This is a genomic window from Pseudomonas rhizosphaerae, from assembly GCF_000761155.1.
In the GTDB taxonomy this organism is placed as follows: Bacteria; Pseudomonadota; Gammaproteobacteria; order Pseudomonadales; family Pseudomonadaceae; genus Aquipseudomonas; species Aquipseudomonas rhizosphaerae.
On record NZ_CP009533.1, the window covers coordinates 2,116,713 to 2,129,998 of the forward strand.

The 13,286-nt window shown below is 62.0% G+C and carries 11 protein-coding genes; 6 read left to right on the forward strand and 5 right to left on the reverse strand.

Annotated elements, in window-relative coordinates:
* Window positions 1-89 precede the first annotated feature (89 nt).
* From LT40_RS09440 to LT40_RS09450, 3 genes are all read right to left on the reverse strand, one after another.
* Window positions 90-983, reverse strand: a complete 894-nt coding sequence (locus LT40_RS09440) for a MurR/RpiR family transcriptional regulator (protein ID WP_158497442.1) — start codon at window positions 981-983, stop codon at window positions 90-92.
* Between the two features lie 124 nt (window positions 984-1,107).
* A complete protein-coding gene (locus LT40_RS09445; protein ID WP_043189247.1) occupies window positions 1,108-2,391 on the reverse strand; it encodes a glycosyltransferase in 1,284 nt (427 codons plus the stop codon).
* 76 nt (window positions 2,392-2,467) lie between these two features.
* Window positions 2,468-2,830 (reverse strand): response regulator, encoded by a 363-nt coding sequence (locus LT40_RS09450; protein ID WP_043189251.1) that lies wholly within the window; start codon window positions 2,828-2,830, stop codon window positions 2,468-2,470.
* A gap of 270 nt (window positions 2,831-3,100) precedes the next feature.
* Between LT40_RS09450 and LT40_RS09455 the strand changes: the two genes are divergently transcribed.
* The 5 genes from LT40_RS09455 to LT40_RS09475 all read left to right on the forward strand — a co-directional run bounded on the left by LT40_RS09455 (window position 3,101) and on the right by LT40_RS09475 (window position 9,646).
* The gene (locus LT40_RS09455; protein WP_043189255.1) at window positions 3,101-6,586 is read left to right on the forward strand and encodes a response regulator; all 3,486 of its coding nucleotides are present in this window, start codon (window positions 3,101-3,103) and stop codon (window positions 6,584-6,586) included.
* Window positions 6,586-7,440 (forward strand): CheR family methyltransferase, encoded by an 855-nt coding sequence (locus LT40_RS09460; protein ID WP_237749297.1) that lies wholly within the window; start codon window positions 6,586-6,588, stop codon window positions 7,438-7,440. The genes LT40_RS09455 and LT40_RS09460 overlap by 1 nt, the downstream gene beginning before the upstream one ends.
* On the forward strand, window positions 7,437-8,012 hold the full coding sequence (locus LT40_RS09465) for a chemotaxis protein CheB (RefSeq protein ID WP_043189259.1): 576 nt from the start codon (window positions 7,437-7,439) through the stop codon (window positions 8,010-8,012). Before LT40_RS09460 ends, LT40_RS09465 begins: the two co-directional genes overlap by 4 nt.
* Window positions 8,006-9,187 (forward strand): hybrid sensor histidine kinase/response regulator, encoded by a 1,182-nt coding sequence (locus LT40_RS09470; RefSeq protein WP_043189261.1) that lies wholly within the window; start codon window positions 8,006-8,008, stop codon window positions 9,185-9,187. The genes LT40_RS09465 and LT40_RS09470 overlap by 7 nt, the downstream gene beginning before the upstream one ends.
* Before the next feature lie 81 nt (window positions 9,188-9,268).
* Complete coding sequence (locus LT40_RS09475; RefSeq protein WP_043189263.1) at window positions 9,269-9,646, forward strand: response regulator; 378 nt, start codon at window positions 9,269-9,271, stop codon at window positions 9,644-9,646.
* A gap of 85 nt (window positions 9,647-9,731) precedes the next feature.
* On the opposite strand, the gene mltA is transcribed toward LT40_RS09475, so the two are convergent.
* A complete protein-coding gene (mltA, locus tag LT40_RS09480) occupies window positions 9,732-10,883 on the reverse strand; it encodes a murein transglycosylase A (protein WP_420329679.1) in 1,152 nt (383 codons plus the stop codon).
* A gap of 322 nt (window positions 10,884-11,205) precedes the next feature.
* Window positions 11,206-11,535: a hypothetical protein gene (locus LT40_RS09485; RefSeq protein WP_043189265.1), complete on the reverse strand. Its 330-nt coding sequence runs from the start codon at window positions 11,533-11,535 to the stop codon at window positions 11,206-11,208.
* A 472-nt stretch (window positions 11,536-12,007) separates the two neighbouring features.
* Between LT40_RS09485 and LT40_RS09495 the strand changes: the two genes are divergently transcribed.
* Window positions 12,008-13,279: a sensor histidine kinase gene (locus tag LT40_RS09495; protein WP_043189270.1), complete on the forward strand. Its 1,272-nt coding sequence runs from the start codon at window positions 12,008-12,010 to the stop codon at window positions 13,277-13,279.
* The last annotated feature ends 7 nt before the right edge of the window (window positions 13,280-13,286 follow it).

Consider the following 13,286-nt stretch of genomic DNA (forward strand, 5'->3'; position numbering starts at 1 on the left):
GGCTGCTTTTATGGTTGTGCCGATCGGGAATGCGCAGCCAAGCATAGCGGCGTTCGACCAGGGCCGTCCAAGGCTGCGACGGCCCTGCTTCAGAATGTGTCGTCGCTCCTGCGCGGGGCGTTGGCCCGAGGTTGGCCTGGCAGTGAGCGCAGGTTGCCGCGGTCCGGATCCCAGTCGGGAAGGGCAGCCTCGGCACCGCCGGGTAGCGGTTTGCACAGCTGCACGTGTGCCAGCAACGTTTCGATCGCCGCCATCAGCCCGACTTTGGAATTGGGCAGCACCGGGTGGTTGGAAGGAATGAACAGGCTCATCTTGGAGAGCTGCACCAAGGGTGATGCTGGGCAGTCGGTAATGCTCAGCACACATGCCTCGCGGGACTTGGCGTACTCGGCCAGGCGGATGGTATCGCGGGTGTAGGCGGGCAGGGCGATGGCCAGCAGCGTATCGTTGCGGGTGATGCCGGACAGCCTGTAGGCAGACCCCTCCAGCCCGCCATCCAGTGTCACGCAGTGCGCGCCTACGCAGAATGGGCTGAGCCCGGCTGCGGCCATGGCGGCCAGATGAAAGCTGTTGCCGAAACCGACCACGAAGACATTCTGCGAACGGGCCAGTTGACGGGCCATGTTCTCGAAGGTCTGGTTGTCGTTCATTCGAGTGACGTTGTCCAGATGATCCTTGCTCAGGCTGATCTGCTGTTCCAGGTGGAAGCCGGTGTTGGGTGAATGCTTGAGCCGTTCCTCGAACACGTCGGCCGACGACACCACCGCCAGCAGGTTTTCCATCAGGGCAAAGCGCAGCCCGGTGAAGCCGTTGAGTTCGATCGCATTGGCCAGGCGGTTGACGGCGGCGGTCGAGGTACCGGTTGCTCCGGCCAGCTCTTCTATGTTGAGCGTCGCACTGCGGTAGGGGTTGGCCTGCAGAAAGGTCGAGACTTTCTTCAGGGCAGGGCGCAAATCGGCGTGTTTGTTGCGCAGCCTACGCATGAGCTCGGAATCGTACACTTTAGTACTGTCGATGGGCGCCATCGTCGTTCATCCTGAATGAGTATGGGAGCGGTACCTCGAGCACTTGATTCTAGTTGTCCGACCTCTAACGTCCAGCAGGTCCTTATACCGATTGGTTCTTGGATTGGATCCACTGTGAGAAGTATTTGGTGCTTTTGTGCAGATGGTGGCGAAGCATGGTGCCGATGAAATTCGCTCGACGATGCTGCTCCAGGCTCTGGCTGAGCTGATACAGACGCCGAACCAGGGTCTGACTATGTTGCTCAAACCCATACTCTGCGCACAGATGCTCGTGGCATTGCGCTTGCGCGGCACCCCATTGATCTGAATCTTCGTACAATCGAACCGCCCAGGCTGCCAGCTCGTCCGCACTGCAAGCGATGTGGCCAGGCCAACGGTCGCCCGTGCGCATGCCCTCTGCACCCAGTGGGGTCGTGACGCTGGGCGTACCGCAGAGCATGGCATCGAGCAGCTTGCCCTTGATCCCGGCGCCGAAGCGCAGCGGCGCCAGGGCCACCCGGGCCTGGCCGACCACCTGCAGGGCATCGGCTGCCCAGCCTTTGACCAGAAACCCTTGCGCGGCGTTGTGCAGCGCCGTGGCCTTGGGCGGTGTGTAGGCGCCGTACAGGTGCAGTTCGGCCCGCGGCAGTTGCTTGCGAATGCGCGGCCACACCTGATTCTTCAGCCAGAGAACGGCGTCCCAGTTCGGTGCGTGGCGAAAGTTGCCGATGCAGACGAAATTCGCTCGCTGATCGAAATCGAGGGCGGGCGTGGGCAGTGGCGCGACCATCAGCGGACAGTCGTGGAGCAGGCTGGGCGGCACGCCGAAGCGCTCGACCAGCAGCTGCCCTTCGAACGGTGAAATCATCAGGCTCAGATCGCAGCGGAAAATGGCCGCGACTTCACGCTGGGTGATGTCGGCCTCGCTCATGTGTCGGTACAGGGTGTCGGAGGACACGTCGAACAGCGCGCCGAAATCGTTTTCATCTTCGCCTGCGCGCAGACGTTCCTTGAGCAGGCCCTGGCGGGCGTCGCGCAGGCTTTGCAGGTCGCAGGTCTCGAGTACGCGCATGGCCTGGGGGCAGTGCAGCTCGACGCGCCAGCCGAACTGCTCTTCCATCATGAAGCGGTCGAACAGCACCATGTCTGGCTGCAAGGCCGCCACGAAACGGTCGAAGCTTTCGTCGTTGAGTGCGATGGTCTGTTCGGCAATGCCCAGCGCTGCCAGGTCGGCCTTGTGCTCGCCCACTTTGGCCGGGCTGGCAAAGGTCACGCTCCAGCCCTGGGCGACGAAGCAGTGCAGCAACTGCATCATGTGGCCGCCGGCCGCCGAAGAAGTGGGTTCGGGCCAGACATAGCCGATGACCAGGACGTGCTGAAGGGACATGAACAAGACTCGGGGCGAAAAACCGGGCGCGCATTAGGCCATGATTACGCGCCGGGGTGTAGCGGCTGACGCGGCCTCAAGCCACCAGCATGCTCTTGACCTTGTCGCGCAGCTGATCGATGGAAAACGGCTTGCCGATACTGCTCATGCCCGAGGGTACGTCCAGCGCTTCGGCATAGCCGCTGGCGAACAGCACCGGCAGCACCGGACGCAGGACGCGTGCCTGCTCGGCCAGTTCCTTGCCATTCATGCCCGGCAGGCCCATGTCCGTCATCATCAGGTCGATGGTCTTGGCCGAATCCTCGAGGAATTTCAGCGCGCTGGGGCCATCCTCGGCTTCCAGTACCTCGAACTCGAACTCCTCCAGCACGTCCACGATCAGCATGCGGACGATCGCGTCGTCTTCGACGACAAGAATGGTTTTAGGGATATCGGACATCGTTCGGATCCTGGTCGGCAAGGGGCGCAGACGGCGCCGAGCCGTCATTTCGCACATATCGTTGCGCCCCGGGGGTGACTGGCACCTGGGAAGCAGGGCGCCAATCATAAAGCATGGGTCAGGGGCAGACCATGCCTTGGAAGGCAATAAACGAGACCATTCCCACGTTTAGAAGTAAAAATTCCTACATATCAATCGGAAAAAACCTAACTGTTTGATCGAATTGCGGCAAAATCCCCGGCCTCGATTACAGGATCCGGGTCCAAGGACATGAACAAACCCTCTTCGATCGACGAGCAAAGCTTCCGTCGGCTGCTCAGTCGCAACGTTGGCCTGCCGCTGGGCGTCGGTGTGCTCAGCGCCGCCGTGTTCATCGGCATCATCGTCTACCTGCTGTCGGTGATCGACTGGGTCGAGCACACCGACCGGGTGATCAACAACGCCAACGAAGCGACCAAGCTGTCGATCGACATGGAAACCGGCATGCGCGGCTACCTGCTCTCAGGCGGGGAAGGCTACCTGGATCCGTACGAACTGGCCAAGCCGCGCCTGGCCGCCGAACTTCCGGCGCTACAGGCGCTGGTGGCCGACAACCCGCGCCAGGTCGACCGGCTCACGCGCATCATGGCGCTGCAAAAGGACTGGCTCGAATACGGCGAACAGCTGATCGCGCTCAAACGCTCCACCGGCGACTATTCCAGTGTGGTCCAGACCGGTCGCGGCAAGCGCCTGACCGATGCCATCCGCAAGGAATATGACGGCTTCATCGCCATGGAGCAGCAGCTGCGGGTTGAGCGCAGCGAAAACGTATCGCGCACCATCTGGGCGTCGGTCAGCCTCTATGTGCTGTTCGTCCTGGTAGTCAGCGCCTTGCTGGCGTACTTCGGCCGTCGCGACATGACTGAGCTGTCGACCTCGTACGGCGGTAACCTGGCCGCCCTGCAGAAAGGCGCCAAGCGCCTGCAGGACCAAGCCTGGCTGCGAACCGGCCAGACCCAGCTGGCCGAGCAGTTGCTGGGTCAGCAGACCTTGCAGATGCTGGGCCGCAACATGCTGCAATTCTTCGCCCAGTACCTGGGCACGGTGGTCGCTGCGGTGTATATCCGCGAAGAGCATGGCAACCTGCGCCGCATCGCCTCGTACGGGTTCTCTCGCGAGCGTGAAGTGACCGACCAGGTACTGCTCAACGGCGAGGGCATTGCCGGCCAGGCCGTTGAGCGCAACCGTGTGATCCGCCTGGACGATGTGCCGGCCGATTACCTGCGCCTGAGCTCCGGCCTGGGCGAGGGCGCGGCGCGCAGCGTGCTGGTGATCCCGACCAGCGACAACGACCAGATCAATGCCGTGGTCGAGCTGGGTTTCCTTCGGCCCCTGACCGACCGCGACCTGGAAATCGTCGAGTTGCTGGCCGATAACATCGGCACCGCCGTCGAAGCGGCGCGCTACCGCCAGCGCCTGCAGGAAGTGCTGGCCGAAACCCAGCAGCTCAACGAAGAACTGCAAGTGCAGCAGGAAGAGCTGAAGACCGCCAACGAAGAACTCGAAGAGCAGTCGCGGGTGCTCAAGGAATCCCAGGCGTACCTGGAAACCCAGCAGGCCGAACTCGAGCAGACCAACGAACAGCTGGCCGAACGGACCGACGCCTTGGGCGAGCAGCGCGATGCCCTGGACCGCAAGAACATGGAGCTCAACCAGGCTCAGGTGCAACTCGAAGAGCGTGCCGACGAGCTGCAGCGCTCGAGCCGCTACAAGTCCGAGTTCCTGGCCAACATGTCCCACGAACTGCGCACACCGCTCAACAGTTCGTTGATCCTGGCCAAGCTGCTGGCAGAAAACCCCCAGGAAAACCTCACCGCCGATCAGGTCAAATTCGCCGAGTCGATCTATTCCGCGGGCAACGACCTGCTCAACCTGATCAACGACATTCTGGACATCTCCAAGGTCGAGGCCGGCAAGCTCGATCTGCGTCCGGAAAACAGCAGCGTGCCGAGGCTGGTCGACAGCCTGCGGATGACCTTCGAACCGCTGGCCGGGCAGAAGCACCTCGATCTGTCGGTACAGATCCTTGCCGATGCGCCGGCGATGCTCTACACCGATCGCCAGCGCGTGGAACAGATCCTCAAGAACCTGCTGGCCAACGCACTCAAGTTCACCGAGCACGGCAGCGTCGAGCTGCTGGTGTCCGGACACGCCAATGAGGGCATCGCCTTCCAGATTCGCGACACCGGTATCGGCATCGCCGTCGACCAGCAGCAGGCCATCTTCGAAGCGTTCCGTCAGGCCGACGGCACCACCAACCGGCGCTACGGCGGCACCGGCCTGGGCCTGTCGATTTCCCGCGACCTGGCCAACATGCTCGGTGGCTACATCACCGTCACCAGCGAACTGGGCAAGGGCAGCACCTTCACCCTGGTGCTGCCGCAACGCTACGAAGAAATCATCGAGGCGCCGCGCCACGCGCCGGCGCCCATGGTGATCGCACCCCAGCCGGTATCCCGCACGCCGGCCGTGCTCGAGGCACCGTTGACCGTGGCGCGCTTTGCCGACGACCGCGACAAGGGCCCGTTCACCAAGCGCTGCATTCTGGTGGTGGAAGACGAACCGAATTTCGCGCGTATTCTCTACGACCTGGCCCACGAACTGGACTACCACTGCCTGGTGGCCCACGGCGCCGACGAAGGCTTCGACCTCGCCGCGACCTTCGTGCCCGATGCCATCCTGCTCGACATGCGCCTGCCCGACCATTCCGGGCTGACCGTGCTGCAACGCCTGAAAGAGCTCGCTACCACTCGCCATATCCCGGTCCACGTGATCTCGGTCGAGGACCGCGTCGAGGCCGCCATGCACATGGGCGCCATCGGCTATGCGGTCAAGCCGACCACGCGCGACGAACTCAAGGAAGTCTTCGGCAGGCTGGAAGCCAAGCTGACCCAGAAGCTCAAGCGCATCCTGTTGGTGGAAGACGACGACCTGCAGCGTGAAAGCATTTCCTTGCTTATTGGCGACGACGACATCGAGATCACCGCCGTGGGCTTCGCCCAGGAAGCGCTCGATCTGCTGCGCGACAACGTCTACGACTGCATGATCATCGACCTCAAGCTGCCCGACATGCTCGGCGGTGACCTGCTCAAGCGCATGTCCAACGAAGAGATCCGCTCGTTCCCGCCAGTGATCGTCTACACCGGACGCAACTTGACCCGCGACGAAGAAACCGAGCTGCTCAAGTACTCGCGCTCGATCATCATCAAGGGTGCACGCTCGCCCGAGCGGCTGCTCGACGAGGTGACGCTGTTTCTGCACAAAGTCGAATCGCAGTTGTCCCATGAGCGGCAGAAGATGTTGAAAACCGCCCGCAGTCGCGACAAGGTCTTCGAGGGCCGCAAGATCCTCGTGGTGGACGACGACGTGCGCAACATCTTCGCCTTGACCAGCGCCCTGGAGCACAAGGGCGCCATCGTGGAAATAGGCCGTAACGGCCGTGAGGCGATCGACAAGTTGAATCAGGTCGAAGACATCGATCTGGTGTTGATGGATGTGATGATGCCCGAGATGGACGGCTACGAAGCGACCCGCGAGATCCGCAAGGACCCGCGCTGGCGCAAGCTGCCGATCATCGCGGTCACCGCCAAGGCGATGAAGGACGATCAGGAACGCTGCCTGCAGGCCGGTTCCAACGACTACCTGGCCAAGCCCATCGACCTGGACCGCCTGTTCTCGCTGATTCGCGTCTGGTTGCCGCAACTGGAGCGCATGTAGTGAGTGATTCCCTGGCCGGCAAGGCCTCCCAGCCGGCTGTTCAAGGCAATATCGATATCGAGATCAAGCTGTTGATCGAGGCGATCTACCTCACCTACAGCTACGATTTTCGCGACTATTCGGGCGCGTCGGTCAAACGGCGGATTCTTCACGCGCTCGGGCAGATGGAGTGCAGCAGCGTTTCCTCGCTGCAGGCGCGGGTGCTGCACGAGCCCACGGCGTTCATGGAGCTGCTGCAGTACCTGACGATCCCGGTCAGCGAGATGTTCCGCGACCCGGAGCATTTCCTGGCGTTACGACGCGAAGTGGTGCCGCTGCTCAAGACCTACCCGTCGGTCAAGGTCTGGATCGCCGGTTGCAGCACGGGCGAAGAGGTCTACTCCATGGCCATCCTGCTGCGCGAGGAAGGGCTGCTGGAACGCACCATCATCTACGCCACCGATATCAATCCCACGTCCCTGGAAAAAGCCAAGCAGGGCATCTATTCCATGGAGAACGTGCGCGCCTATACCCAAAACTACCAGCGCGCCGGGGGAACCCGCTCGTTCGCCGACTACTACACGGCAGCCTACGACCGCGCGATCTTCGACAGCAGCCTGCGCGCCAACGTCACGTTCGCCGACCACAGCCTGGCCACCGACAGCGTGTTCTCCGAGACCCAACTGGTGTCGTGCCGCAACGTGCTCATCTATTTCAACAAGGGTTTGCAGGATCGCGCCTTCGGCCTGTTCCACGAATCCCTGAGCCATCGCGGCTTTCTCATGCTCGGCAGCAAGGAAACCCTGGATTTTTCCGCCTACAGTTCGCGCTTCGATACCTTGACGCGCCCCGAACGGATCTATCGCAAGTCATGAGTCGCTTTCAAGCAGTGGTGGTGGGGGCTTCGGCCGGCGGCGTGGAAGCGCTGCTGGGCGTCTACGGCCAGTTGCCGATGGATTTCAAGCTGCCGGTGCTGACGGTACTGCACCTGCCGGACGAGCGTCACAGCCAGCTGGCCGAAGTGTTCGAGCGGCGTTTGAATCGGCCGGTGCGTCAGGCGCGCGACAAGGAAACCATCGAGCCAGGTATGTTCTACTTCGCTGGCCCCAGCTATCACCTGTCGGTGGAGCGTGATTTCAGTCTGTCGTTGAGTCAGGAAGAACGGGTGCATTACTCCCGCCCGGCCATCGACTTTCTTTTCGACTCGGCGGCCGATGCCTACGGCGCCGGCCTTATCGGCATACTGCTGACCGGCGCCAACGAAGACGGCGCCCGCGGCATGGCCAGTATCAAGCGCAAAGGTGGCTTGACCATCGTTCAAGACCCCGCCGAGGCGCGGGTTGCGGTCATGCCGCAGGCGGCCATCCGCCTGCAGACGCCTGACCATATTCTTTCACTCCACGGCATTGGCTGTCTGCTTGCCGAGCTGGAACGAAGCACATGCTAAGCAACGTCCAAGCAAAACTGTTGATCGTCGACGATCTGCCGGAAAACCTGCTGGCCCTGGAGGCGTTGATCGCCAGTCCCGGCCGTGAGGTGCACAAGGCGCTCTCGGCAGATGAAGCCCTTTCATTGTTGCTGCAGCACGAATTCGCCATGGCCATTCTCGACGTGCAGATGCCGGGCATGAACGGCTTCGAGTTGGCCGAGCTGATGCGCAGTACCGAGAAGACCAAGAACATTCCGATCGTCTTCGTCAGTGCCGCCGGGCGCGAACTCAACTATGCCTTCAAGGGCTACGAAAGCGGCGCGGTGGACTTCCTTCACAAGCCGCTGGACATGCAGGCGGTGAAGAGCAAGGTCAGCGTGTTCGTCGACCTGTATCGCCAGCGCAAGACCCTCAAGGAGCAGCTCGATGCGCTGGAGCGCTCGCGCCAGGAGCAGGAAGTGCTGCTCAAGCGCCTGCAGGTGACCCAGAGCGAACTGGAGCATGCGGTGCGCATGCGCGACGACTTCATGTCGATCGTGTCCCACGAAGTGCGCACACCGCTCAATGGTCTGATCCTGGAAACGCAACTGCGCAAGTTGCACTTGGCTCGCGACAACGCCGACGCCTTTACCCTCGACAAGATGCGCGCCATGGTCGAGCGCGACGAGCGCCAGATCCAAAGCCTGATTCGCTTGATCGAGGACATGCTCGATGTGTCGCGGATCCGCACCGGCAAGCTGTCCATTCGTCCTGCCCAGTTCGACCTCGCACAACTGGTGCGCAATCTGGTCGACAGTTTCGCGCCCCAGGTGGCCGCCGCCGATTGCACCATCAGCCTGCTCGCCGACGAGCCGGTGCTTGGCATCTGGGACGAGTTCCGTATCGAGCAGGTGGTCAGCAATCTGATCTCCAATGCCTTGCGCTACGGTGGCAAAGGCCCGGTCGAGGTCACCGTCTATGGGCACAATGGCTGGGCGCGGGTGGAAGTGCGTGACCACGGCATCGGCATCAGCAAGGAAAACCAGCTGCGTATCTTCCAGCAGTTCGAGCGGGTATCGGGCAGTAACGTGGTTGCCGGGCTGGGGCTGGGTTTGTTCATTTCCGAGCAGATCGTGGCGGCTCACGGCGGGCGCATCGAAGTCGAGAGCGCACTGGGCGATGGCGCGACCTTCAGGGTCAGCCTGCCGCTTTAGGAATAACCGCAATCACACGCAACCTCTGTCGCAGGTCATGGTCGTAATGGCAGCGAAACATATAAGCACATAGGCTTCCCCATGAGTGAAGATGCACAAGATGTCGTTCTCATCGTCGAGGACGAACCGTTGATACTGATGGTGCTGGCAGACTACCTGTCTGGACTGGGCTATCGCGTTCTGAAAGCCGAGAACGGCGAGCAGGCGTTGGAAATCCTCTCGACCAAGCCGCACCTGGATTTGATGGTCACCGATTTTCGCCTGCCCGGCGGCATTTCCGGAGTGAAGATCGCTGAGCCGGCGGTCCTGCTGCGACCGGACCTGAAGGTGATTTTCATCAGTGGCTATCCCCAGGAAATCAAGGAAACCAACAGCCCGATCGCGCGCAAGGCGCCGATTCTGGCCAAGCCGTTCGACCTGGAAACGCTGCACGAGCAGATTCAGGAACTGCTGGCCTGACAGTGCAGGGCGCCCGGCTCGAAGCTCGGGCGTCTAGGTAGCCTGGCCCTGCTTGCCAGGCCCTGCCTGTCTGGCACAGTTGGCTTCAAGGAGTGGGCAGTTGAGCGCCTTTGGGCCAGAGCAGCCACACCTGACCTTCCTGCTTCATGTTGCCGGCCAACTCGCCGGCTTCTGGCCCCGTCCCCCAAAACAGATCGGCGCGCACTTCGCCAGCGATTGCACCGCCGGTGTCCTGCGCGGCGACCGGGCGCACCACCGGGCTGCCGTCGGGCCGTGTGGTGGACAGCCACAGCAAGCTGCCCAGTGGTATCACCTTGCGATCGATCGCCACGCTGTAGCCTGCCGTCAGGGGTACGTTGAGTGAGCCGCGAGGGCCTTCGTTACTGTCTGGGCGCAGGCTGAAGAACACGTAGCTGGGGTTGCTGGCGAGCAGTTCCGGCACGCGCTGTGGATTGGCTACGGCCCAGTCACGGATGCGGCCCATGCTGACTTCTTCTTTCTTGAGCAGGCCTTGCTCGACCAACCAGCGCCCGACCGGGCGGTAGGGGTGGCCATTCTGGTCGGCGTAGCCGACGCGCAGTTGACGACCATTGTCCAGTTGCAGGCGGCCGGAGCCCTGGATCTGCAGGAATTGCAGGTCCATGGGGTCGCGCATCCAGGCCACCACAGGCGCATCGATGCCCTGACGCTGGATGGTGGCAGCGTCGTCATAAGGGCGCAGCACCTGGCCATCGAGCCGGCCGCGCAGGCGCTTGCCCTTGAGCTCAGGGTAGAGGCTGTCCAGTTGCACGCTGATCATGTCGGCCGGTACGCCGTAGACAGGCACCGGATGCTGAGCGTCGGCCTTCAGGCTGCCGGGGTAGACGGGTTCGTAGTAACCGGTGATCAGACCGTGTTCGCCTTTTTCTGCAGAGCGCAGGCCATAGACCTGCAGCTGGGCCTGAAGAAAGGTACGAATCGCGGCAGGCGACGTGTCGACTGTCTGCGCGGCGGCGCAAGTGGCTCCCCAGATAGCGTCCTTGGCCAGGCGCTGACAGGCAGAACGCCACGCAGCAAAACCGGCTTGCAGATCGCCATCGCTGACCTTGGGCAGTTCATCCCAAGTGGCGGGTGCGTAGGTGGCAACGGGGTGGGCGGTTTCGACAGGCTTGTTGTCGTTGTCGCAGGCGGACAACAGCGCCAGCGCAGGCACAACGCCGATGAGCAGGCGTCGCCAGGGGAAACGGAAATGGGTCACGCAACGCATCCTGATAGCGAGAAGAGGCGGCTACTTTGGATAAACCCAACGTGGACGTCAAATCGATGCGTGGATTCAGAGCCCGAACCCTACAGAGCGACATCATCCCTTGTAGCAGCGGCGCAAGCCGCGTCCGGGACAATGCGGTCACCCAGCCACACCGCGCAACCCGCCGACGCGGCTCGCGCCGCTGCTACAGAACGACATGCTCTTCTGTAGGAGCGGTCCTTGGCCGCGAATCAGGCGCCGCAGTGCAACAGGAAATACGCGGTGCCCTGTTCGCGGCCGCAGACCGCTCCCACAGAATGCAATCAGCGGCCCATCAGCAATAGCTCGCGATGCGGCGCACTTGCCCTTGGCCTTGGCTGAGGTTCCATTCCCGGTTCAAGGTCTGGAATACATCGTTGACGAACTGCCGATCCGCGGCGGCCTTCTTGCCAACGTACCCTTTGCCGCGCCGGTAGATCGGCATGCGCGCGCGCAGTTCGGGGTGGGTGCGTTCGAAATCCTCGCCGTCGGCGTCGTTGGCCAGAGCATCGATATGCACGTCGCCACGCTTGCAGACCCACAGGATGTGGTCATCCAGGGTGTCACGGCCGGCCGCCAGGATACGGGCGAGTTGGTCAACGGTAGGTTGCTGGTTCAGGTTCATGAATACGCTCCTTGAGCTCTGTGCGATCTGTCGGGTTGTGGTCTTCAGCACGTATCGGCAGGTACGCCTCACGTGTGGTCCGTCAAGGTCAGTACTGGCTCGAGCTCGATGTGTAGTGCCAGAAACCCTTACTACATGAAAAGCCATGAGTTTGGAGGTTCAGCGGCCCGCCTGGTACGCGGACGTCATCGGAGTGGCTCGATGGCGCATCGAACGGAACCCGGTGCGGCTCCGTTCTGTTCCCGATCAGGGAGACGGCCTCATCATGCAAGGCCATGGAGGTCTCGTCAATGGATATGTAGTGCTTTTATATCGGCACTACATATTTTATTTATGACCTGCAAGTCACGTTCTTCGATGCGTTGCCAAGGCCAGTGATTGCGTGGCAAGGCTTGATTGTTGGCACGGCTACGATAATCATGCTCGGCCGAACGCGGTCGGTTCGTCCCGTACAGATACCCTATGGAGCGGTATGGAGTTCAAGCAGAGTCTGAGTCGCCGCATCGTCATCGTGTTTGCGTTGATGAGCGCCTTCGTGGCCGGGGTGTTCGCCGTGGGTATCGTCGCCACCGTGCATCTGGTGGAGCGCAAGCTGACCACCATGAGCCTGAGCGGCAACATGCATCGCCTGCTGCTGGTCGACAACGCGGACGATTGGCGCCACCGTCCGGAAAAGGACGAGCTGTTCTATATCGACGGTGGCGACGGCGACCTGAGCATGCCTGACGAGCTCAAGACCCTGCCGGTCGGATTCCAGGAACTGACCCTGGGCCCACGCACCTACTACGCCATGGTTGCCCAGGTCGACGGCCGACAATACGTGCTGCTGCGCGACCAGGAAGGCATGGAGCAACGTGCCCATGTGCTGTTCATCGTCGTGGGCGCCGGTTTTCTGTTGAGCATCGCGCTGGCGATTCTGCTGGGCGGGCTCCTGGCTCGCCGTGTGATGGCGCCGGTGGTACGCCTGGCCCGCCAGGTGCGCCATCGCGACAAGACGTTCGGTCTGGCGCCGCCCTTGTCACCGGACTACACGGACGATGAGGTCGGCGAGCTGGCGCGATCCTTCGACGAAACCTCGAGCAAGCTGCGCGCAGCGCTCAACCGCGAGCAGATGTTCACCAGCGACGTCAGCCACGAACTGCGCACCCCGTTGATGATTCTGGCGAGCTCCTGCGACCTGCTGCTGGCCACCGAGCTGGATGAGCGCTCCGAGCGCCAGGTGAAGCGGATCGCCCGCGCTACCGATGGCATGAGCCAGTTGGTCGAGACCTTCCTGCTACTGGCGCGGGACCGCGAAGCAGCCAGTCATGGCAACCCTACAGCGACCTTGCGGCGTACCGCCGATGAATTGGTGGAGATCTGGGGTCGGCAGATCGAAGCCAAGGGCCTGGCGTTCATCTATGTCGTGGATAACGACTCGAGCGACGTCTATAACCAGGCCTTTCTGCACTCGGTGATGGGTAACCTGCTACGCAACGCCTGGCACTACACCGACACTGGTTTCGTGCGTCTGACCCTGACCGACAAAGGGTTTCACGTGGAGGACAGCGGCATCGGCATCCCCGAGGAAAAGCGCAACGCCATGTTTCAGCCGTTCGTGCGTGGCGACGAGCAGCGGGGCGAAGGCCTGGGCCTGGGCTTGTCCCTGGTCCAGCGCATTTGCGCCAACCAGGGCTGGAGCGTCAGCTTGAGCAGTCGCGAGCCCCATGGGTGTTTTTTCAGCGTACACCTGGGCGACGCTTAGCATTTGC